Origin of the sequence: Micromonospora sp. NPDC047670 (assembly GCF_043204915.1) — a bacterium.
Classification (GTDB): Bacteria; Actinomycetota; Actinomycetes; order Mycobacteriales; family Micromonosporaceae; genus Micromonospora.
In genome coordinates, this window is sequence record NZ_JBIDDA010000004.1 from 249,551 (window position 1) to 271,519 (window position 21,969).

The following is a 21,969-nucleotide window of genomic DNA, read 5'->3' on the forward strand; positions in this document are numbered from 1 at the left end:
CCCCGCCCTCACAGGGCCACGCGGACGGCGGCCGTGAGGACCAGCTGGCCGAGGGAGACGGGGACCAGGACCAGCCAGCAGAGGCGCTGGAGCTGGTCCTCGCGCAGCCGGGGGTAGGAGACCCGGAGCCAGATGATCAGGAACGAGACGGCGAAGACCTTCAGCAGGGTCCACAGCCAGCCGAGCTGCGCGTCGGCGACCGGGCCCTGCCAGCCGCCCAGGAAGAGCACGGTGGTGAGCGCGGCGATGACCACGATGCCGACGTACTCGGCGAGGAGGAAGAAGGCGAACCGCAGGCCCGTGTACTCCGTCATGTAGCCGAAGACCAGCTCCGAGTCGGCGACCGGCATGTCGAACGGCGGCCGGCGGATCTCGGCGAGCCCGGCGAGGAAGAAGACGACCATGGCGGGGGCCTGCCAGAGCAGCCACCACGGCTGCCACGCCGCCACGATCCCGGAGAGGCTGAGCGTGCCGGCGGCCATCGCCACCGACGCGGCGGCCAGCACCAGCGGCAGCTCGTAGCCGAGCAGCTGGGCCGCCCCGCGCAGCCCGCCGAGCAGGCTGTACTTGTTGGCCGACGCCCACGCCGACATCAGCACCGCCACCACGCCCACCCCGACGACGGCGAGCACGAAGAACAGGCCGATGTCCAGCGGCTGAGCGACCAGGTCGCCCGGGCCGAGCGGGATCACCAGCAGGACCAGCAGGTAGGGCACGAGCGCGACCGCCGGGGCGAGCCGGAAGACGGCCCGGTCCGCCTCGCGGGGCGTGACGTCCTCCTTCTGCACGAACTTCACGCCGTCGGCGATCAACTGGGCCCAGCCGTGGAAGCCGCCCGCGTACATCGGGCCGAGCCGGCCCTGCATGTGCGCCATCACCTTGTGCTCGACCTGGCCGACCAGCAGCGGCAGGGTGAGGAAGGCGACCAGCACGCCGCCCACCCGGATCACCAGCTCCAACCACAGCGGCATCAGGGCGTACCTCCGTCGTCGGCCCGCTCGGTCGCGGCCGGCCCCTCCCGCGACGGCCGGTCGGCCGGGGGGCCGGAGCGGGCGGTCCCCCCGCCGCGCCCACCCGGCGCGCCCGGCAGCGGACCGGCGTCATCGGCGACCGGAGCAGCCGGTGCCGCGCCGTCGGCCGCGGTCGGAGCGGCCGGTGCCGGGCCGTCGGCGGCGCCGGCGGGCCGGGCGGTACGGGTCGGACGGGCCCCGGGGGCCGGTCGGGCGGGCCGCTCCCGGGCCGGGCGGGCCGGGACGCCGCCGCGCGGGCCCTCGCCGGCACCACCCGCGCCGGCCGGCGTCGGCGTCGTCCCCCACTCCCCCGGCGCGGGCACGCCCGGCGGACGGATCGGCCGGCGTCCGCCGCCGGCCTCGGACTCGCCCGGCTCCTTGGCCCCCGGCCAGGGCTTGGCCACCCGGGAGGCGAGCACGAACTCCTTGCGCAGCGGGTGTCCCTCGAACTCGGGCGGCAGCAGCAGCGGCGCCAGCCCGGCGTGGCCGGGGAAGTCGATGCCGAACATCTCGTGCGTCTCCCGCTCGTGCCACGCGGCGCCCGGGTAGACGTCGACCACCGACGCGACGGCCGCCGCCTCGCGGGGCACCCGGGTGCGCAGCAGCAACCCGTGCCGATGGGTGGTGGACCAGAGGTGCGCCACCACGTCGAAGCCGCCGGCCAGCTCGTCGACGGCGGAGAGCCAGTCGAAGAAGTCGCAGGCCAGCTCCGCGTCGTCGCGCGCCGCGCGGAGCGCGTTGAGCCAGGCCGCCGGGGGCACGTCGACGGTGGCGCGGGCATGCGCCTGACCGCCGGAGACCGACGGGGTCGCCTCGGCGGGCGCGAGCAGCGCGACCATCCGCTGGCCGACCTCTTCCGGAGTCATGCCGCTGATCCTAGGTGTTCTGCCCAGAGAGGTTAGGGACACGGCTGGCTGGTGGGTGACCGCCGGAGCGAGCCGGGGCCCCGGACGGCGGGCGACCCTGGCCGGCCCGAAACCGGTTCGGCGCGATCTGGCCGCTTTGCCCGGCGGCGGGCCGCCCGGCGGGGAAGGATGAGGCCGTGCGCGCTGTCACTGTCACCCCGGGTGCCGCCGACTCCCTGCGGCTGTCGGAGGACCATCCCGAGCCGCCGCCCGAGGAGGGCGCGATCCTGGTCGAGGCGCTGTCGGTCGGGATCTGCGGCACCGACCACGAGATCATCGCCGGCCACTACGGCGAGGCGCCGCCCGGCGCGGACCGGCTGGTGCTGGGGCACGAGTCGCTGGGCCGGGTGCTGGAGGACCCGTCCGGCACCCTGCAGGCCGGGGACCTGGTGGCCGGGATCGTCCGGCACCCCGACCCGGTGCCCTGCCAGAACTGCGCGGTCGGCGAGTGGGACATGTGCCGGAACGGGCGGTTCACCGAGCACGGCATCAAGGCGCTGCCCGGCTTCGCCCGGGACCGGTGGCGGCTGCAGCCCCGGTTCGCCGTCGGGCTGGACCGGGCCCTCGCCCCGGTCGGCGTGCTGCTGGAGCCGACCAGCGTGGTGGCGAAGGCGTGGGACCACATCGAGCGGATCGGCGCGCGCGCCGAGTGGCAGCCGCAGACCGTGCTGGTCACCGGCGCCGGGCCGATCGGCCTGCTGGCCGCGTTGCTGGCCACGCAGCGCGGGTTGGCCGTGCACGTGCTGGACCGCAACACCACCGGGCCGAAGCCGGAGCTGGTCCGGGCGCTCGGGGCGACCTACCACACGGTGCCGGTCGCCGAGCTCGACTTCGAGCCGGACGTGGTGCTGGAGTGCACGGGGGCGCCGGTCGTCGTCCTCGACGTGATGTGCAAGGTCGGGCCGAACGGCATCGTCTGCCTCACCGGGGTCTCCAGCGGCGGGCGGACAATCGACCTCGACGCGGGTGCGCTCAACCGCGCGCTGGTGCTGGAGAACAACGTCGTGTTCGGCTCAGTCAACGCCAACCGGCGGCACTGGGACCTGGCCGCCGAGGCGCTGACCCGCGCCGACCAGTCGTGGCTCGACTCGCTGATCACCCGGCGCGTGCCGGTGGAGGCGTACGCGCAGGCGTACGCCTCCGAGCCGGACGACATCAAGGTGGTGCTGGAGTTCGCCTCCTGACGAGGGTCAGAGTCCCGGCAGCCGGCCGTTGCGGAACAGGTCGACGAAGAGCTGGTGGTCCTGCCGGGTCCGCACCCCGTACGCGTGGGCGAAGTCGACCAGGTGGGCCACGAAACCCGCCTCGTCGGCGTCCACCGCCGCCACGATCGCCTCCTCGGTCGAGTAGTCCACCAGGTCGTGGCTCGACTCGTCGTCGGCGACCGAGTGCATCCGCGCGACCGCCCGGCCCAGGTCGGCCAGCACCCCGGCCAGCTCCTCCGGCTCGTTCACGTCGGCCCAGTCGAGGTCGGCCGCGTACGGGGAGACCTCGGCGACGAGCTGGCCCACCCCGTCCAGCTCGGTGAAGCCCAGCCACGGGTCGGCGTGCGCCTGGAGCGCCCGCTGCGACTCGGCGGTGCGGTGCCCCTGGTGCCGGAAGTAGCCGGCGATCGACTCGTCGGCGATGTGCCGGGCCACCGCCGGCACCTGGGCCTGCTTCATGTAGATGACGACGTCGTTCTCCAGCGCCTCGGTGTGCCCCTCCAGCAGGAGGTTGTACGACGGCAGCCCGGCCGAGCCGATGCCCACCCCCTTGCGCAGCACCACGTCCTTGATGTGCGTCGCCACCGGGCGGAGCCGGGCCGAGGAGAGCGGCAGCGTGCCGAGGTAGTCCTCGAACGCGGCGCACACCTTCGCCCGGGTCTCGCCGTCGACCTCGAAGACGCCGTCGCCGAGGGAGAACCGGCGCTCGTAGTTGTCGACGGTGGTCTGCGTGGCGAGCAGGTCGACCCGGGTGTTGAGCCGGGCCTGCTGGAGCACCCGGCGCAGCACGCCGTCGGCGTTGTCAAGGGTGATCGAGCCGATCGCGTCGTCGCCACCGGCGGCGATGGCCCGCAGCTCGGTCAGGTACGACCCGGCGAAGCCGGCGACCAGGTCGCTGATCGCCCGGTCGGAGAGCGCCTTGGCGTAGCCGAGCAGGGCCACGCTGGCCGCCAGGCGCTTCAGGTCCCAGCTGAACGGCCCGACGTACGCCTCGTCGAAGTCGTTGACGTTGAACACCAGCCGCCCGGAGGCGTTCATGTACGTGCCGAAGTTCTCCGCGTGCAGGTCGCCGTGGATCCACACCCGACTGGTCCGGTCGTCGAGGAACCGGTCGTCGGCGAAGTCGCCGCGCTGGTCGGCGTAGAACAGGGAGGCGCTGCCCCGGTAGAAGGCGAACGGCGAGGCGGCCATCTTGCGGAACTTGCGCCGGAAGGCGGCCGGGTCGAGCGCCATCGACTCGCCGAACTCCTCGGTGAGCACGTGGACTATGTGGGCGGAACGCTGGTCCGCGGACTGGCTCATGGTGCGCAGGCTAGCCCGCGCCGACCACCCTCCGGCGTCGTCCGTCCGACCGGTCCTTCCCGGCCCGGCGGCGGGTGGGGGCCTCTTCCAGCGCGTGCCCCGACGGCCGGCGTGCCCGGCACGGGTCGCGGACGCTCAGCGGGTGGGCGGGCGGACCGGCGGGGCGGTCAGCGACTCCGCCGAGCGCGGGACCGCGCCGGTGCTACCGGCGTCGGCGGGCGGAGCGTCGACCGGCGCGGCGAGCGCGTCCGGCCGGGACACCCCGCCGATCCCGGACTGCTCGGCGGCGATCTTCTCCTGCAACCGCAGGATGCCGTGCAGCAGCGCCTCGGGCCGGGGCGGGCAGCCCGGCACGTAGACGTCGACCGGGATGAGCTGGTCGACGCCCTTGGTCACCGAGTAGGAGTCCCAGTAGGGGCCGCCGCAGTTGGAGCACGCGCCGAACGAGATGACGTACTTCGGCTCGGGCATCTGGTCGTAGAGCCGCTTGATGGCGGGCGCCATCTTGTCGGTGACCGTGCCGGAGACCACCATCAGGTCGGCCTGCCGGGGGCCGTGCGCGAACGGGATCACGCCCAGCCGGATGAAGTCGTGCCGGCCCATGCTGGTGGCGATGAACTCGATCGCGCAGCAGGCCAGGCCGAAGTTGAAGACCCAGAGCGAGTAGCGGCGGCCCCAGTTCAGCACGAACCGGATCGGCTCCCCGAGCACTCCCGGCACCTGCACGACCGCCCCCTTCCCCGAACCCCGCCCCAAGTCAACCACAGCCCGCGGCGACGCCGGCCGGTCGCTCGGCCCGCACCACCTCGGGCGCACCACTGTCGGGTGGGCGACGTCAGTTCGTGTTCATCCCGCCGCAACCGTTCCCTGGGGTGACAGGTGTCTTGCCCGTAACACCGCCCGACGGCAAGGGCCGCGGGTGGAACCACGGGGATCTGGAGGAACGGACATGGCCCGTACCATCGCCCGTCGGCTCGTCGCCGGCGTCCTGGGCGCGGGGCTCGCCCTGCTCGGCGCGGCGGCGCCCGCCGCGCAGGCCGCCGCCGTGCCGGCCGACACGTCGGTGTCGGTCGGCCGGCTGGTGCTCGAACCGACCGACCGAGGATACGCCGGCAGCCTGCCGGTGACCGTCACCTACAGGGGAACGCGGGCGAGCACTCTCAACCTGACCGTCACCGAGCCGGTGCCGGGCGCCTTCGCCGGGCTGACCCCGGCGGAGCCGTGCTTCTCCGGCAGCCCGAACCCGGTGCGCACGATCTACTGCCAGGTCCCCGGCGGGGATCTCCAGCCGGGTGAGCGCCGACGGTTCACCGTCGACTTCCGGGTGTTGACCACCCTGCGCGACCACGCCATGTCCGCCCCGGCGGGTCGGGTGACGGTGGCGACCGGGGACGCCAACCCGACCAACGACACCAGCGAGTTCAGCACGCTGTTCCGCTCCACCACCGGCTCGCTACGCGACCCCCGGCCGTACGTCTGGGACACCCTGACGGACGCGTCGCTGGCGGTGGGGGCGGCGGCCCTGACCCGGCAGGAGGACGGAAGCTGGCGGGGCCGGCTGCCGGTGACCGTGCGGGTCGCGGGCGACGCCGCGCACGACGCGTACTGGCTGGAGCCGACGCTGCCGGCCGGGGTCAGCCTCGCCGGCATCGAGCCGGAGGAGACCTGCGCCGGCGCCTGCACCGTGCCCGGCGGGCGGTTCCTGCCGGGTGAGGAGCGCACCGTGTCGCTGCTGCTCCGCGCGCCCGCGGAGGTCGCCCCGGGCGACCTGGGCACGGGCTCGGTGCGACTGTACGCCGTCTTCGGCTGGGACGGCGAGCGGCTCGACGTCGACCCGGCCGACAACACCGCCGCGTTCACCGTCACCGCCACCGACTGACGACGATGACGCAGACCGATGCGCGGCCGTGGGTGACCCCACGGCCGCGCACCACCCCTCCGCCACGCGGGACGGAGCGACCGACGATCGAGGTGCGGGCCGCGGTGGTGGAGGATGCCGGTCCCGGCTTCGACGACGTCTACCGCCACCACTTCCAGCCGCTGGTGGTGCAGTTGTACGCGTTCGTCGGCGACATGGGCGAGGCCCAGGACCTGGTGCAGGAGGCGTTCAGCCGGGCGTGGCCGCGTTGGCACCGGATCGCCCGCTACGACGACCCGGTGGCGTGGGTCCGCCGGGTGGCCTGGAACGCGGGCGTCAGCCGGTGGCGCCGGCTGCGAACGGCCCGGCTGTTCCACCAGCGCCAGCGGCTGGAGGTGGTGGACGGACCGGGCCCGGACCGGGTCGCGCTCGCCACCGCACTCCGTACGCTGCCGGCCCAGCAGCGGCGCGCGGTGGTGCTGTACTACCTGGCCGAACTGACTGTCGGCGAGATCGCCGAGGAATGCGCGGTGGCGCCTGGGACGGTCAAGTCCTGGCTGCACCGCGCCCGCACGACACTCGCCGCCAGCCTCTCCGACAAGGGCACGGAGCATCCAGACGGCAGTCGCCTGGCGGCACCCCCGACTCGAAGGACGGTGGACTGAGATGGACCAGCCGGACCTGGGTCCTGACCGACTGGCGGGCGCCTTCGCCGAACTGCGCTCCGCCAGTCTGCGTCAGGTCACCGACCCTGATCCGGACGAGCCGCGCCGTCGGGCGTACCGCCGGCTGCGCAACCGGACCGCCGTCCCGGCGGTGGCGACGGCGGTCGTCCTGCTGGCCGGCGCGGTGGGGTTGGCCGGGAGCGCGGTCCGCCTGCCGCCCGCGCCCGTGACGGCGACCGGCCCCACCGGCCTTCCCTCCGCCTGGCCCTCGACCGGATCGGCTTCGTCCGAGCCATCGCCGGCCAGCCCGTCCGCAGCCCCGAGCGACGGCAGCCCCTCGGCGACGCCGAGCCGCACGGCAACGCCGACACCGGCGCCGACCACCGGCGCGCCGGCCCCGTCCGGGCCCCGCCCCGGCGGCACGCCGTCGGCCACCTCGGCCCGGTACGTAGACCTGTCGATCGACGCCCCGCGCACCCTCACCCTGCAACCGTCCGACGGCGCCTACGCCGGCTGGCTCGACGTCACCATGGCCAACGCCGGTACCCGCGCCTACGACAGCGGGGACCTGGTCGTGGTGCTGCCGGTGGAGGCGACGCTCGTCCTCGACGGCACCGGCATCGGCGGCTGCTTCCACCAGGGCCAGAACGACGACACGAAGACGATGTTCTGCACCGGTGAAAGCCAGATCCCGGCGGGCGGCTCCCGGTCGTACCGGTTCGGCGTGCGGGTGGACGTCGCGCCGGGCGGGCCGGCGCGCACACTCACCGGCTTCGCGCTGACCGTCCGGGCGAACGTGCGGGGCGCATTCCCCGCCGACCGTACCCCCGCCGACAACACCGCTCCGACCGACCTCAGGCTGCCCTCCGCGTGAGCCGGTAGGAGCTGACCGGCGGCGGCACGGGCGCCGCCGCCGGTCACCAGGCGGGGCGTTGCAGCAGGCCGACGAACTCCACGAGCAGGCGTTCCCGCAGCGCAGGCGGGACGGCGTCGAGCAGGGTGTTCACCGCCGCCATCCGCTCCAACGCGGGGCTCGCGGCGGCCGGGCCGCCCAGGCCCAGCCCGGCGGCCAGGCCGGCGACCAGGTCCGGGGTGAGCGCGTCGGGGGTCAGCGTGGTGGCGAGGGCCAGCAGGTCGCCGGGGAGCGCGACCGGCCCGGCCGCCCGGGCGGCGGCCACCGCGTCGGCCAGCGCCGGGCCGAACTCGGCCACCCGCGGCGCCACCGCGGCGGTCACGGTCAGGTGCACGCTGCGCGGCAGGTCGGCGTACGCGAGCTGCGGCTGGGTGTGCCAGCCCCGGGCGGTCAGCTCGTCGACCAGGACGAAGAGGTCCAGCCCCGGGTCGGTGGTGGTGAAGCAGACGACTGTCGACTCCGGCTCGGCCATCAGCCGCAGCCCGTCGACCGCGCGGACGGCGTCGGCCAGCCCGGTCACGGCGTCCCGCGTCGCCGCCGCGAGCCGCAGGTAGCCGTCGTCGCCGAGGTGCCGCAGGGTCGCGTACGCGGCGGCGATCGGGCCGCCGGAGCGGGTGGAGGCGATGACCGGGTTGACCATCGTGTAGCCGGGCCAGTCCGCGTACGCGAAGTACTGCGGGGCGCGCAGCGCCGGGTCGCGGTGCAGCAGCACCGACACGCCCTTGGGCGCGTACGCGTACTTGTGCAGGTCGACCGAGATCGAGGTGACCCCGGCGACGGCGAAGTCGAACGGCGGCACGTCCGCCCCGAGCCGCCGCAGGTAGGGCAGGGTCCAGCCGCCGAAGCAGGCGTCGACGTGGCAGCGCACCCCGGCCTCGGCGGCCGCCCCGGCGATCTCGACGACAGGGTCGACGACGCCGTGCGCGTACGAGGGGGCGGAGCAGGCCACCAGCACGGTCTCCGGGCCGATGGCGGCGGCCACGTCGGCGGCGGCCGGCCGGAGCGTGGACGCCGCCACGGGCACCGTGTCCACGGCGACCCGCAGGTAGTGGGCCGCCTTCGCGAACGCGGCGTGCGCGCTGGCCGGCACCACGATCCGGGGCGCGTCGATCGCGGGGTGGGCGTCGCGGGCGGCCTTCACGGCCAGGATCAGCGACTCCGTGCCGCCGCTGGTGACGCTGCCGACAGCGTCCGGCGCGGCGCCGTCCGGGCCGCCGCCGAGCAGCCGGGCCGCCGCGCCGACCAGCGCGTTCTCCATCGCCAGCAGGGACGGGAAGGCGGTCGGGTCGAGCCCGTTGACGTGCGCGCTCTCCGCGTGCGCGGCGGCGGCCAGCTCGTCCAGTCCCGGCACGGCCGGGTCGTAGACGTACGCGAAGAGCCGCCCCCCGTGGGTGGGCCGGTCGGCGGCGCGCAGCGCGCGCACCTCGGCCAGCACCCGCTCGGCGGGCAACCCGGTCCCGGGCAGCGCGGTGCCGCCCGGCCTCTCGTCGATCATGGAGTCGTGACGCCCTTTCCGTGGGTGCGGTGACTGTCGTCCCCGGCCGCGCCCGCCGGGGCGGGTCCGGCGGCGGCAAGGCGGGCCGGGGTCAGGTCGTAGGGGCGCAGGAGGAGGGTGGCCACGGCCACCAGGAGGGCGGGCAGCACGGTGAAGCCGAGCAGGATGCCGAGGCGGGCGGTGCCGGGCTGGGCGGCGGCGGTGCCGGTGTCGGAGGAGACGTAGCCGCCGACCTGGAGCACCAGGCCGAAGATGCCCGGCCCGAGGGCCAGCCCGAGGGTCTCCCCCGCCGTCCAGAGGCCGGTGAACACGCCGGCCTGCCGCCGGCCGGTGCGCGCCGTGTCGTACGCGATGCAGTCCGGGAGCATGGCGAGGGCGAAGACCTGCTGGCCCGCGTACCCGACGCCGACCAGCGCGACCAGGACGTAGACCGCCGCCGCGGGGAGCAGCGGCGTGGCGAGCAGGGCCAGCGCGCCCGCCGCGAAGATCAGCGACGCGGCCACCAGTGCGGCGAGCTTGCCGACCCGCGCGCCGACCCGGGTCCAGAGTGGCATCACCAGCAGCGCGGGCCCGACGAAGCAGACGAACAGGACGGTCGGCCCGCCGTCGGGGTCGCGCAGGATCTGGTCGGCGAAATAGTTGACCCCGGCGAGGATGGTGGCCACCCCGGCGGACTGCACCACGAAGCAGACCAGCAGCGCCCGGAACGGCCGGTTGCGCCCGGCGACGGCGAGCTGGGCGCGCAGCGTCGGCTCGCTCTCCCCCACCGCGCCCTCAGGGGCGGCGCGGGTGCCGGCGAACGCGCCGACCGCGCCGAGCACGATCAGGCCGGCGACGAAGAGCCCCATCCAGCGGTGTCCCGGCACGCCACCGCCGCCCGCGTCGCGCACCAGCGGGGCCACCGCCCCGGAGACCAGGATGGCCAGCGCGAGCACCGCGATCCGCCAGCTCATCAGCCGGGTACGTTCGGCGTAGTCGCCGGTCAGCTCGGCCGGCATCGCCACGTACGGCACCTGGAAGAAGGCGAACGCGGTGGCGGTGGCGAGGAAGGCGACGGCGACGTACGCCCCGGCGGCCGGCCCGGCCCCGAACGGCGCGGCGAAGATGGCGGCGAACAGCACGCCGAGCGCGACACCGGCGCCCAGCAGGTACGGCCGGCGGGCGCCCCAGCGCGACCGGGTGCGGTCGGAGATCCGGCCGGCGACGGGGTTGACCAGCACGTCCCACGCCTTCGGCAGGAGCACCAGCAGGGCGGCCACGCCCGCCGCGACGCCGAGGGTGTCGGTCAGGTACGGCAGCAGGAGCAGCCCGGGCACGGTGCCGAACGCGCCCGTGGCCAGCGACCCGAGGGCGTACCCCGCGTGCACCCGGCGCGGCAGCCCGCCGGCGGCCGGGCCGGGTGCAGGCGACCCGGTGGCGGTCGGCGCGGCGGCGCCCGGCGAGCCGGCTCCACCCGGCGGCGCGTCCATGGGGCCGAATGTTACTCACGTTATGGTCCTCGTCACATCCCCTCTTCCGGAGACCAGCTCGCCGCCATGTCGACCCCGTCGCCGCGCAGCGGCGTCCCCTCGGCACGCAGCCGGGCCCGCGCCTCCCGCTCGTGGCCGGGCGGCAGCCGGCCCGCCGAGTTCACCACCCGGTGCCAGGGAACCCCGCCACCGTGCCGGGCCATGATCGAGCCGACCAGCCGGGCCGACGCCCGCCCCGAGCGTTCGGCGAGCGCGTCGGCGACCGCCCCGTACGACATCACCCGGCCGGGCGGGATCCGCTCGACCAACTCCAGCACCGCCTCGACGTACTCGTCAGGTGTCACGACCGGCCACGATATGGGAACGCGCCGGGGCGCACCCGGAGCGACCGCGCAGAATGGGCGGGTGCGCGACGCAGTCACGGCGGCCCGACGGGTCGTCGTCAAGATCGGATCCTCCTCGTTGACCACCGCCGCCGGCGGGCTGGACGACGAGCGGGTCGACGCGCTCGTCGGCACCCTCGGCGCGCTGGCCGCCGAGGGCCGCGAGGTGGTGCTGGTCAGCTCCGGCGCGATCGCCGCCGGCCTGGCCCCGCTGGGGCTGGCCCGACGCCCGCGCGACCTGGCCACCCAGCAGGCCGCCGCCAGCGTCGGGCAGGGCCTGCTGATCGGCCGGTACGCGGCCGCCTTCGCCCGGCACGGGCTGACCGTCGGGCAGGTGCTGCTCACCGTCGACGACGTGACCCGGCGGGCGCACTACCGCAACGCGTACCGCACCCTGCGCAAACTGCTCGACCTGCGGGCGGTGCCGATCGTCAACGAGAACGACACGGTGGCGACCGAGGAGATCCGGTTCGGCGACAACGACCGGCTGGCCGCGCTCGTCGCCGCCCTGGTCCACGCCGACCTGCTCGTGCTGCTGTCGGACGTGGACGCCCTCTGGACGGGCGACCCCAGCCGCCCGGGCTCCAGCCGGATCGCCGAGGTGCACGACGAGCGGGACCTGACCGGGGTCGACATCGGCGGCGCCGGCCGGGCCGGGGTGGGCACCGGCGGGATGGTGACGAAGGTGGAGGCGGCCCGGATCGCCACCGGCTTCGGCATCCCGGTGGTGCTGACCGCCGCGCCGCTGGCCGCCCCGGCGCTGGCCGGCGAGCCCGTCGGCACCCTGTTCCACCCGAGCCGGCGGCGCCCGGCGGCCCGGCTCTTCTGGCTCGCCCACGCCACCTCGCCCCGGGGGCGGCTGCACCTCGACCCGGGCGCGGTCGCCGCGGTGGTGGGCCGACGCAAGTCGCTGCTGCCCGCCGGGATCACGGCCGTGGACGGGGCGTTCACCGCCGGCGACCCCGTCGACTTGGTGGACGTCGAGGGCGCGCCGGTCGCCCGGGGGCTGGTCAACTACGACGCGGTGGAGCTGCCCGGGCTGCTCGGCCGGTCGACCTCGGAACTCGCCGCGGCGCTCGGCCCGGCGTACGAACGGGAGGTCGTCCACCGCGACGATCTCGTACTGCTGTGAGGAGTGCGGCGATGAGCGTGAGCGAGCAGGCCCGGCGGGCGCGTACGGCGGCGGAGGCGCTGGCCGTCGCCACGCGTACGGCCAAGGACGCCGCGCTGGTGGCGATGGCCGACGCGCTGGTGGCGCGTACGCCCGAGATCCTGGCCGCCAACGCGACGGACCTGGCGGCCGGACGCGAGGCCGGGCTGAGCGCGAGCGTGCTGGACCGGCTCGCCCTCGACGCGGGGCGGGTGGCGGGCATCGCCGACGCGCTGCGGCAGATGGCCGCGCTGCCGGACCCGGTCGGCGAGGTGGTCCGGGGCTCGACCCTGCCCAACGGGCTGGAGCTGCGCCAGATCCGGGTGCCGTTCGGCGTGGTGGGCATCATCTACGAGGCCCGGCCGAACGTGACGGTCGACGCCGCCGGCATCTGCCTGAAGTCGGGCAACGCGGCGCTGCTGCGGGGCTCCTCCTCGGCGGCGAACTCCAACGCGGCCCTGGTCGCGGTGCTGCGCGACGCGGTTGCCGGCGCGGGCCTGCCGGCGGACGTGGTGCAACTGCTCGACGCCACCACCCGCGACTCGGTCAAGGAGCTGATGCGCGCCCGCGGCCTGGTCGACGTGCTGATCCCGCGCGGCGGCGCGTCGCTGATCCGCACGGTCGTCGAGGAGTCGACGGTGCCGGTGATCGAGACCGGCGTCGGCAACTGCCACGTCTACGTCGACGCCGCCGCCGACCTGGCCAAGGCGGTCGCGATCACGCTGAACGCCAAGACGCAGCGGCTGTCCACCTGCAACACCGCCGAGTCGTTGCTGGTGCACGCGGCGGTCGCCGACGCGTTCCTGCCGCCGGTGCTGGCCGCGTTCGCCGAGGCGGGCGTCACGGTGCACGGCGACGAGCGGGTCGCCGTCCACTCGGCGGCGGTGGTCCCGGCCACCGACGAGGACTTCGCGACCGAATATCTCTCCGCCGACATCTCGGTCGCCGTCGTCGACTCGCTCGACGCGGCGGTCGCGCACATCCGGCGGTACGGCACGGGCCACACCGAGGCGATCGTCACCGACTCGGCCACCGCCGCCCGGGAGTTCGTGGCCCGGGTGGACGCGGCGGCCGTGCTGGTCAACGCCTCGACCCGGTTCACCGACGGCGGGGAGTTCGGCTTCGGCGCCGAGATCGGCATCTCCACGCAGAAGCTGCACGCCCGCGGGCCGATGGGCCTGCCCGAGCTGACCTCCACCAAGTACGTGGTGACCGGGGACGGTCACCTGCGCGGCTGACCGTCCCAACCGGCCGGGAGAAGCTCGACGTGGAGGTCGTCTACACCGCCTGCCGGCGGCTCAGCGGCAGGCCCGGATCGCGCTGAGCGTGGTGTGCACGTCGAACTGGTGCCCGTCCTCGCTGTCCCAGCCGCCGTCGCTGCGCTGGGTCTCCGCCAGCCGCCGACGCGCCCGCACCAGCAGCCAGTCCTGCCCGTCGATGCCGACGCGGCGCAGCGTCGCGGCCAGCCAGGCCACGTCGCCCGGGGACAGCTGCGGGACCCGGTCGGCGAGCAGCACCTGGATCCGCGCCGCCTCGTGGAACATCTCCTGCCGGTGCAGGACGGCCGCGCCGAGCCATCCCGCGGGCAGGAAGGACGGCCAGCCGCCGTCCGGGCGCAGCCGGGCGACGAGCGACTGCGCGGCGGCGTGCACGACGCCCGCGTACGCTCCGCCGACCCGGTGGTCCAGCGGGCCGGCGGCCCGGGCGTCCAGGCCGGCGACGGTCAGCCAGAACCCGGCGTTGGCGGTGAGGTAGAACCCCGCCTCGGGATCGCCGGGCCGGGCCCACTCGGGGGCGACGCCGGCCAGCGCCGGGTCCTCCTCCCAGCCGCCGTCGGGCAACTGCCGGGCGGCCAGCCAGTCCAGCGCCCGGCGGGCGGCCGGACGGCCGAGCGCGCCGAGGTCGTCCAGTTCGGACAGGCGGAAGCAGGTGGCGTCGACCGACGCGACGTCCCCGCCCAGCGTCGCCGGCCAGCCACCGCCGGGCGTCTGACCGACCTCCGCCGCGTCGAGCAGCTCGGGCGGCGGCGGCGAACCGGCGCGCAGCCGGGAGAGCCGGGCGCGGTCCACCGCGTCCCCGTGCGCCACGACGAACCCGATCGCCGCATCGATGTCGACCACGGCGGCAACGCTACCGGCGCGAATGTGATCCCGCCTCGGCGAATCGGCCGAGGTCGCGGGGGTCGGGACGGCCCGCCGCGACCTCGGCCGACCGCGTCAGTACGCGGGCAGCGACGGGTCGATCTGCTTGATCCAGGAGAGCACGCCGCCCTGCACGTGCACCGCGTCGCGGAACCCGGCCGCCTTCAGCGCGGCGAGCGCCTCCGCCGAGCGGACCCCGGACTTGCAGTGCAGCACGATCTGCCGGTCCTGCGGCAGCTTGGCCAGCGCCTCGCCGGAGATGATCTCGCCCTTGGGGATCAGCGTCGCGCCGGGGATCCGGACGATCTCGTACTCGGCCGGCTCGCGGACGTCGACGAGGAAGATGTCCTTGCCCGCGTCCTGCCACTCCTTGAGCTCCAGCGCGGTGATGGTCGAGTCGACCACCGCCTCCTGGGCCTCCACCGACACCGCGCCGCAGAAGTCCTCGTAGTCCTCCAGCAGGTCGGTGACCGTCGGATTGTCGCCGCAGAGGACGCAGTTCGGGTCCTTGCGGACCTTGATCTTGCGGTAGCTCATCTCCAGGGCGTCGTAGACCATCAGCCGGCCGACCAGCGGCTCACCGATGCCGGCGAGCAGCTTGATCGCCTCGTTGACCTGGATCGAGCCGATCGACGCGCAGAGCACGCCGAGCACGCCACCCTCGGCGCAGGACGGCACCATCCCGGGCGGCGGGGGCTCCGGGTAGAGGCAGCGGTAGCAGGGGCCGTGCTCGGCCCAGAACACCGACGCCTGGCCGTCGAAGCGGTAGATCGAACCCCAGACGTACGGCTTGCCGAGGAGCACCGCCGCGTCGTTGACCATGTAGCGGGTGGCGAAGTTGTCCGTGCCGTCGACGATCAGGTCGTACCGGGAGAAGATGTCGCGGACGTTGTCCCGGTCCAGCGCGGTGTTGTGGATCTCCACGTTGACCAGCGGATTGATCTCGCGGATCGACGCCGCGGCCGACTCGGCCTTGGAGCGGCCGACGTCGGAGACGCCGTGGATGATCTGGCGCTGGAGGTTGGACTCGTCGACGGTGTCGAAGTCGATGATGCCGAGGGTCCCCACGCCCGCGGCGGCCAGGTACATGAGGGCCGGCGAGCCGAGGCCACCGGCGCCGACGCAGAGCACCCGGGCGTTCTTCAGCCGCTTCTGCCCCTCGACCCCGACGTCCGGGATGATCAGGTGGCGCGAGTAGCGGCGGATCTCGTCAACGGTCAGCTCGGCGGCGGGCTCGACGAGCGGGGGCAACGACACGGTGGACTCCCCGGAATCGGCTGGTGGCGAACCGAGCCATTGTCGCTCGTGGTTGGGTCGGCCGGCCATGAGGAGGGACACGTCGCCCGAACTGCGGGAACGGGAATATTCAGATGCCGGGGACGATCTCGCCGGCGTAGCGCGAGCCGTCGACGTAGGGCCAGGCGTTCGCGACGCAGCCGTCCAGGCCGTACGTCTGCTGCTGCATCACCGGCGCCGGCTCGCCGGGCGCCGGGCAGGCCTGGTGCACCTCGCCGAACTCGTGGCCCACCTCGTGGTTGATCACGTAGGCGCGGTAGGTCTCCAGCGGTGCGCCGTAGTCCGGAACCGCCTCCAGCCAGCGGGCCAGGTTGATGACCACCTGGCCGGGGAGCCGGCAGGAGGTGTAGCCCTCGGTGCTCAGGCCGCCCTCGGCGCACATCCGCTCCGAGGTGCCCGGCGTGGCGAGGTAGACGGTGAAGTCGGCGTCGGCCGCCTCGGCGACCCGCTGCACCCGCAGCTCCTCCGAGGCGGTCCAGCCACGCGGGTCGGCCAGCACCTCGTCGACGGTGGCGGCGAAGGCGGCGACGTCCTGCCCGGTGCCCGACTCCACGGCCACCCGGTAGCGCCACACCGGCCCGTTCGTGCCCCGGACCGGGGAGTCCCCGGTCGCCGTGGCAAAGCTGCCCGTGCCCTCCCGCGGATAGGGGGTGGGCCGCGCCCGCTCGCCCGCCCCGGCCCCGTGGGCCGTCCGGCCCCGGCCGCCCGCGGACGGGTCCCCGGCCGGGTCGCCCGCCCGTGGCAGCGTCACCATGACGGCCGCCGCGAGCAGCAGGGCCAGGCCGAGCCCGACGGCCCGACGGTCCCGGAACAGGGCCGGCGGGCGCCGGTCGCGGAACGGGGTTCGCGGGCGCGGCGACGGCGAAGAGTGGGGCGAGGACGGTCCAGGCGGGTCGCAAGGGGACGACGGCGTCATGAATCGAGCGTCCCACTTAATCGGGCATTTCCGCGCCTTATACGCAATTCCGCTAGCGCAATGACGGGCCGCTCACGACCGTTCCGTCACCTTTTCGCGCCATTGCGCCCGATGTCCGCCGCCGCCTAGAGCCGTGGCCCGGCGTAGCGCCGACCGTCGCGGTAGGGCCACGGATTGGCGACGCAACCGTCGAGGAACAGCGTCTGCTGCATCATCACCGGCGCCGGTCGGCCCTTGCCCGGGCACCGTTCGTGCCGGTGCCCCAACTGGTGCCCGACCTCGTGGTTCACCACGTACGTCCGGTAGACCGAGAGCGGCACCCGGGCGCTGACGTAGTGCGGCACCGAGAGCCGCCAACGGTCCAGGTTGATGATCACCTTGCCGGGCGCCCGGCACGAGGTGTACGGCCGCCCGCCCACCCGGATGTCGACCCCGCCGGCCGCGCACATCCGGCCCGCCGTCGCGGCGGTCGCCAGGTAGACCGTGAAGTCGTGCCGGGCGTCGCCGCGTACCTGCTGCAGGCGCAGCCCCCCGTCGACCCAGCTCCCCGGCCCCGTGAGCGCCGTCTCCACGGCGGCCGCGAACTCGCCCGCGTCCTCGTCGGAGCCGGACTCCACGGCGACCCGGTAGCGGCGCAGCGTGCCGGTCTCACCCAGCACCGGACCCACCCGGTCGTCGTAGCCGAAGCTGCCCCGGCCCTCCGACGGCACCGGCCCGGGCAGCCGCAGCACCGGCGGCGCGGCGGCGGGCGACGACGGGACCGGCGAGGCGGACACCGGCGCGAGCCCGGGTGCCGGTGGCATCTGCTCGGCGGTGAGCACCTCCGCGCCGACGTCGGCGCCCCGCCGGTCGGCGACCACCGCCACGGCCGCACCCACCGCCAGGACGAGCGCGACCAGCTCGACGAGCCGGCGCCGGCGGGCCGGACGGCGGTGCCGGGGACGGGTCAGGTCGGGGCCGGCCGGGACCCGCCTGGTGGCTTGGCCACGCCCTCCGCGCGGGGCGTCGGTGCGGTGGCCCCCGGTCGGGGGCGTGGCGGGGCGGCGGCGTGCAGAGGGCATCCCGCTCAGCCTGCCATGTCGGACCGCTTCGCGGTGTCCCCCGTTTCGGCGAGCAGGCCCAGCACCGCGCGGGCGACCAGGCGCGGCACCTCCACCTGTGCCACGTGACCGACCCCGTCGAGCATCAACAGCCGGCTGTCCGGGATGACCCGCGCGGTCTGCGGCGCCACCCGGACGTCCACCAGCCGGTCGTGTCGCCCGCCGACCACCAGCGTCGGCGCCCGGACCGCGGCGGCGAGCCGCCACAGCGACCCCGGTCCCGGCAGGTACGACCGCAGGAAGCTGGAGACCAGCCCCCGGAAGGTCCGGACGTACGCGGCCGCGTAGTGCTCGGCCTCGTAGCGCACCCGGATCTCCTCCAGCGCCTCCTGCCGACGCTGCTCGCAGATCCGGCTCAGATCGGCGATGCACGCCTCCAGCACCTGCTGCGCCATCACCTCGGGCGCGAGCTGGGCCAGCCGCCAGGCGGCCAGGCGCTCACCCCGGGGGATCGCCAGCAGCGGCAGCATCCGGCCCTGCAACGAGCGCCGGAAGTCGAGGAACGGCAGGGCCGGCGAGATCAGGGTCAGGGTCCGGACCAGGTCCGGCCGCAGCCCCGCCACCTGCACCGAGACCGCCCCGCCCAGCGAGTTGCCGAACAGGTGCACCGGCCCCCGGCCGGAGTGCTCGATCCAGCGGATCACCCGCTCGGCGAAGGCCGGGATGGTGTAGCGGCGCCCGGGCTCGCTGCGGCCGAACCCGGGCAGGTCGATGGCCTGCCCGTCGAGACGGTCGGCGAGCAGGCCCGCCAGGTCGGTCCAGTTCTGCGACGAGCCGCCCAGGCCGTGCACGTAGAGCGCCGGCTCCGCGCCGGGAGCGGTGGCCGGGGTGTCCCGGACGTACGTCACCGTGCCGTCGAGGCGCACCTCGCGCCCCGGCCAGGGCGGCGGCACGGAGTGCTCGGGAAGGGCATGGTCCGGCCAGAGGGTGGCGCGCTTCATCCCTCCAGTCTGCCCGCGCCCGCGCGAAGCGGCAGCGCGTCGGACCCGCTCCCCCGCGCTCAGGCCAGCAGCGCCTCGAGCCGACGGTTGACCGCGGCCAGGGTGGCCCGGACGACCGCCTGCCGGGGATCACCGGCGACCAGCGCGGAGCCGGCGAGCTGCTCGACCCAGCCGTCGCAGACGAGCAGCACGACGACCGTGGCCACCTCGCAGTTGCCGAACGGCACCACCGCGGCGTGCTCGACGAAGCAGCGGCCCCGTTCCGGCCCCGGGTCCCCGCCGCGGAGCAGTTCGTCCACCGCCGCCGCGGCGGCCACCGCGCAGAGTCGCAGCACGTACCCGTCGACGGCCGGTCCCGTCGAGTAGCCGGCGGCGCTCTCCCCGCCGGCGACGAGGCGCACCTCCACGGTGGCGTCGAGCCCGAACGTGCTCACCTGGACGTGGTCGATCACGACCCGGGGACCGGCCGCGCCGCCGGTGTCCAGCGGCCGGGACGGCGCGGTCTCCGTCGTGGTCACCTGCCCACCGGAGTACGACGTGCCGACGGTCGCCGGGCTGCCGGGCGGGGGCCCGGCCGGGGCGACGGAGACCGAGCCCGGCTCCTCCACAGTGGCCCGACCCCGGTGCGGGGCGGCCGACTGACGCCGGCGGCGCGGGGGCTCCGGCGCTGCCTCGGGACGCTGCTCGGCGCGGGCCTGCGGGGCTGCGGGCGGGCCGCCGGCCGCCCGGCTACCGGGCACCCGCGGCTCGGCGGCCGCCGGCTCGGCGCCCCGTGGCCCGGCGGACCCGGGCGACCTGGGTTCGGCCGCGCGCGGCTCCGCCGACCGGCGGCGCACCGGCGGGGCCGGCGCGGCCGGCATGCCGGGAACGTTCTGCGGCGCGGCGGCCAGCCCCATCCGCTCCTGGAGCAGGCGGGCGACCTGCCGGCTCACCTCGGCCGGGTCGGCCCCGTCCGCCAGGTCGAGTCGCAGGCTGTGCGCCCCGGCCGGGGTGCGGCGCAGCGCCGCGTCGCGGACGCCGGCCACGCCGCGTACGGCGTCGAGGATCGCGTTGACGTCGAAGCCCTCGGGCCGTTCCCGCAGCGGTGCGGGCTCGTCGTCACGGCGCAGGTGGGTGGCGATGCGGGCGAGTTCCGGGGTCTCGGCGGGGGGTTCCACGGCTGGCGGCTCCGGCACGACGGGCACGTCCGGCTCGGCGGGTACGCGCTGCGGCAACACCGCCGCCGGGCGGTCCGGGAGCCCGTCGCCGCCGGCCGGCTCGGCAGTGGGCGCCGGTTCGGGGGCGGATCGGCGGGCCGCGTAGGAAGGTGCGCTCGTCGGGGCGGGCGCGGACGGGCTGCGGTCAAGCCGCCCGGGCCCGCTCGCGGCGGGACCGGTGGCGGCCTGCGGGCCGCCCGGTGCCTCCGGCGACGCCGCAGGCACCTCCTCGCTGACCGGCCGGAGCCGGAACGGCCGCGCGGCCCGGGCCGCGGTCTCGTCCACTGCCGGTGCCGGGGTGGTGACCTCCGGGCCGGCCAGGTCGTACGCGGCCGGGGGCGCGCTCGCGGGCGCGCCGGACGGCCCTCCGCCCGCCCAGGCGGGCCGCTCCATCGGGACCGGGACGGACCGGCTGGCGACGGGCGACGTGGCCCGGTCGGCGGGGTCGGCCGGTGGCTCGTACGCCGGGCGGGGCGTGGACTCGGCCGGCCCGGCGTCGTAGGGACGCCCCGGCTCGGCGCGCGACGGCTCGTAGGACCGGGCCGGCTCGGCGGCCCAGGCCGGCGCCTGGTCCTCGCGGGACCGGCGCCCCACGGGCTCGCCCTCCTCGCGCGACCGGCGGCCGACCGGCTCATCCTCGGCCCGCGACCGGCGGCCGGTCGACCCGGGCTCGTCCCGGGACCGGCGGCCGGCCGGCTCGGTCTCCTCCCGGGACCAGGGCGGCGCCCAGGCATTGCCCCAGCTCGGCCGGTTCCAGTTCGGGCCCGACCAGTCGGGCTCGGTCGCCGGGGACCACTCGACGGCCGGCGGACGGGAGGCGTCCGGTTCCCGCTCGACGCCGGGCCCACCCTCGCCCCCCGCCGCGTGCTCCGCGCCGGCCGGCCGGTCCGGGCCCGACGTGCCGTAGGCGGTCGACGGGCCGTCCTTCTCCGCGGAGACCGGCGGGTCCTGCCCGGCGAGCGGGCTGCGACCGGGGTCGGAGCCGTGGTCCGCACGGAAGGGGCCGCCGCCGTGGTGCTCGTGGAGGGCGCCGGAGCCGTCGTCCGCGCGGAAGGGCCGGTCCGCGCCGAGCGCGCGGTCGACGCCGGAGAGCCGGTCGCCGGTCGCCGGTCGGTCGGCCGCCGACGTCCCGGCTGCGGGCGGGCGCTCGACGGTCGGCGGGAACGGGCGGGGGTCGGGGGACGGCGGCTCCGGCGGGAACGGGTCGGCCCAGCCTTGCGCGCGGGCGGTCGGGGAGGGCTCCTCGGCGGCGGCGCGGTCGGCGGTCGGCGCGTGCAACCCCGGCGGCACCTCGAAGCCGCTGGCCGCCGTGCCGACGGGCGGGACCTGCACGGCGGGCGGGGCCGAGGTCGGCAGGCCGGGTTCCGCCCAGCGCGTCTGGCGACCGAGCGACGGTTCGTCGGAGGAGTGCCGGGCCGGCCCACCCTCGGGCTCGGCGGGCCCGTGCTGCGGACCCCCCGGCTGCTCGGCCGCGGGCGCCGGCCGCTGCGCGGGTACCACCAGCCGGTCGCCGCCCGGATCGCGGCGCTGCTCGCCGGGGATGCCGGGCGGGGCGCTCACCGGCGCCTGGCGGCCGGCGGGCGCGTCGTCGGCGTGGCTGACGCCGTTGGCGTGGTGGCCGTTGACCCGGGCCGGCGGCTCGGCTCCGGCCGGCGGGCCGGGCAGCGGCGACGGCAGGTCGCCGTGGCGGGGCGACGAGGCGGCCCAGCCGGGAACGGATTCGGGCTGGGCCCACGCCGTGGGGTGCTCGCGGACCCCGGAGAGGTCCTGGCCCCGGGACCAACCGGCCGTCGGGGGCGCCCACCCGCTGCCGGCCCGGCCCAGGTCGTCCCGCTGACCCGTCCCGTCGCCGTGCTCTCCCGGGGTGGCGGCACCGGGTTGCCCTGTTTCACTCACCGCGCGCTCCTTGGTCGCCCCCGCTGAGGCTACCGTGTGGTGACAGTGGCGATAAGTTACAGCGGCGGGCCAATTCCGCGACGGGTCATGAGCCCCGACCGGTTCGGGTGAAATGCCGGCTCGTACGA

18 protein-coding genes and 1 pseudogene are annotated in these 21,969 nt (G+C 76.0%); 6 read left to right on the forward strand and 13 right to left on the reverse strand.

The genetic code is table 11. The annotated features are described in order from the left end of the window. Positions 1–8: 8 nt before the first annotated feature. Both ACGF7U_RS12330 and ACGF7U_RS12335 read right to left on the reverse strand, forming a co-directional pair. Positions 9–971: an NADH-quinone oxidoreductase subunit H gene (locus ACGF7U_RS12330; RefSeq protein WP_393105720.1), complete on the reverse strand. Its 963-nt coding sequence runs from the start codon at positions 969–971 to the stop codon at positions 9–11. A gap of 305 nt (positions 972–1,276) precedes the next feature. Then, a pseudogene (locus ACGF7U_RS12335) lies at positions 1,277–1,876 on the reverse strand (NADH-quinone oxidoreductase subunit C); the annotation flags it as partial. Between the two features lie 176 nt (positions 1,877–2,052). Here ACGF7U_RS12335 and ACGF7U_RS12340 point away from each other — a divergent pair. Then, positions 2,053–3,099, forward strand: coding sequence for a glucose 1-dehydrogenase (locus ACGF7U_RS12340; protein ID WP_393105722.1), 1,047 nt, complete (start codon positions 2,053–2,055; stop codon positions 3,097–3,099). Positions 3,100–3,105: 6 nt separating this feature from the next. Here ACGF7U_RS12340 and ACGF7U_RS12345 read toward each other — a convergent pair whose 3' ends face one another. Both ACGF7U_RS12345 and ACGF7U_RS12350 read right to left on the reverse strand, forming a co-directional pair. After that, positions 3,106–4,422, reverse strand: a complete 1,317-nt coding sequence (locus ACGF7U_RS12345; protein ID WP_393105723.1) for a DUF2252 domain-containing protein — start codon at positions 4,420–4,422, stop codon at positions 3,106–3,108. 135 nt (positions 4,423–4,557) lie between these two features. Then, positions 4,558–5,148, reverse strand: a complete 591-nt coding sequence (locus ACGF7U_RS12350) for an NADH-quinone oxidoreductase subunit B (protein ID WP_393105725.1) — start codon at positions 5,146–5,148, stop codon at positions 4,558–4,560. 223 nt (positions 5,149–5,371) lie between these two features. Between ACGF7U_RS12350 and ACGF7U_RS12355 the strand changes: the two genes are divergently transcribed. The 3 genes from ACGF7U_RS12355 to ACGF7U_RS12365 are packed head-to-tail and all read left to right on the forward strand — an operon-like array spanning position 5,372 to position 7,819. Beyond that, positions 5,372–6,301 (forward strand): hypothetical protein, encoded by a 930-nt coding sequence (locus ACGF7U_RS12355; protein ID WP_393105727.1) that lies wholly within the window; start codon positions 5,372–5,374, stop codon positions 6,299–6,301. Between the two features lie 5 nt (positions 6,302–6,306). Next, on the forward strand, positions 6,307–6,945 hold the full coding sequence (locus ACGF7U_RS12360) for a SigE family RNA polymerase sigma factor (RefSeq protein ID WP_393105729.1): 639 nt from the start codon (positions 6,307–6,309) through the stop codon (positions 6,943–6,945). A gap of 1 nt (position 6,946) precedes the next feature. Then, positions 6,947–7,819 carry a hypothetical protein gene (locus ACGF7U_RS12365; RefSeq protein WP_393105731.1) on the forward strand — a complete coding sequence of 291 codons (873 nt, stop codon included), beginning with the start codon at positions 6,947–6,949 and terminating at the stop codon, positions 7,817–7,819. A gap of 43 nt (positions 7,820–7,862) precedes the next feature. Here ACGF7U_RS12365 and ACGF7U_RS12370 read toward each other — a convergent pair whose 3' ends face one another. Genes ACGF7U_RS12370 through ACGF7U_RS12380 form a run of 3 tightly spaced genes read right to left on the reverse strand, consistent with a single transcriptional unit; the run spans position 7,863 to position 11,166 of the window. Further along, a complete protein-coding gene (locus tag ACGF7U_RS12370; RefSeq protein ID WP_393105732.1) occupies positions 7,863–9,353 on the reverse strand; it encodes a pyridoxal phosphate-dependent decarboxylase family protein in 1,491 nt (496 codons plus the stop codon). Then, the gene (locus ACGF7U_RS12375) at positions 9,350–10,822 is read right to left on the reverse strand and encodes an MFS transporter (protein ID WP_393105733.1); all 1,473 of its coding nucleotides are present in this window, start codon (positions 10,820–10,822) and stop codon (positions 9,350–9,352) included. The genes ACGF7U_RS12370 and ACGF7U_RS12375 overlap by 4 nt, the downstream gene beginning before the upstream one ends. A gap of 32 nt (positions 10,823–10,854) precedes the next feature. Then, complete coding sequence (locus tag ACGF7U_RS12380; protein ID WP_393105734.1) at positions 10,855–11,166, reverse strand: MGMT family protein; 312 nt, start codon at positions 11,164–11,166, stop codon at positions 10,855–10,857. A gap of 13 nt (positions 11,167–11,179) precedes the next feature. On the opposite strand from ACGF7U_RS12380, the gene proB reads away from it, so the two are divergent. Further along, positions 11,180–12,337 carry a glutamate 5-kinase gene (proB, locus tag ACGF7U_RS12385; protein WP_393105736.1) on the forward strand — a complete coding sequence of 386 codons (1,158 nt, stop codon included), beginning with the start codon at positions 11,180–11,182 and terminating at the stop codon, positions 12,335–12,337. Positions 12,338–12,348: 11 nt separating this feature from the next. Further along, complete coding sequence (locus ACGF7U_RS12390) at positions 12,349–13,593, forward strand: glutamate-5-semialdehyde dehydrogenase (RefSeq protein ID WP_393105738.1); 1,245 nt, start codon at positions 12,349–12,351, stop codon at positions 13,591–13,593. A gap of 60 nt (positions 13,594–13,653) precedes the next feature. Here ACGF7U_RS12390 and ACGF7U_RS12395 read toward each other — a convergent pair whose 3' ends face one another. From ACGF7U_RS12395 to ACGF7U_RS12420, 6 genes are all read right to left on the reverse strand, one after another. Further along, positions 13,654–14,499, reverse strand: a complete 846-nt coding sequence (locus ACGF7U_RS12395; RefSeq protein ID WP_393106253.1) for a prenyltransferase/squalene oxidase repeat-containing protein — start codon at positions 14,497–14,499, stop codon at positions 13,654–13,656. 72 nt (positions 14,500–14,571) lie between these two features. Then, a complete protein-coding gene (gene moeZ, locus ACGF7U_RS12400) occupies positions 14,572–15,753 on the reverse strand; it encodes an adenylyltransferase/sulfurtransferase MoeZ (protein WP_393105740.1) in 1,182 nt (393 codons plus the stop codon). A gap of 109 nt (positions 15,754–15,862) precedes the next feature. After that, complete coding sequence (locus ACGF7U_RS12405) at positions 15,863–16,546, reverse strand: DUF3152 domain-containing protein (RefSeq protein ID WP_393105742.1); 684 nt, start codon at positions 16,544–16,546, stop codon at positions 15,863–15,865. Positions 16,547–16,833: 287 nt separating this feature from the next. Beyond that, on the reverse strand, positions 16,834–17,769 hold the full coding sequence (locus tag ACGF7U_RS12410; RefSeq protein WP_393105744.1) for a DUF3152 domain-containing protein: 936 nt from the start codon (positions 17,767–17,769) through the stop codon (positions 16,834–16,836). A 5-nt stretch (positions 17,770–17,774) separates the two neighbouring features. Then, positions 17,775–18,749 carry an alpha/beta fold hydrolase gene (locus ACGF7U_RS12415; RefSeq protein WP_393105746.1) on the reverse strand — a complete coding sequence of 325 codons (975 nt, stop codon included), beginning with the start codon at positions 18,747–18,749 and terminating at the stop codon, positions 17,775–17,777. A gap of 59 nt (positions 18,750–18,808) precedes the next feature. Then, a complete protein-coding gene (locus tag ACGF7U_RS12420) occupies positions 18,809–21,841 on the reverse strand; it encodes a hypothetical protein (protein WP_393105748.1) in 3,033 nt (1,010 codons plus the stop codon). Positions 21,842–21,969: the final 128 nt, after the last annotated feature.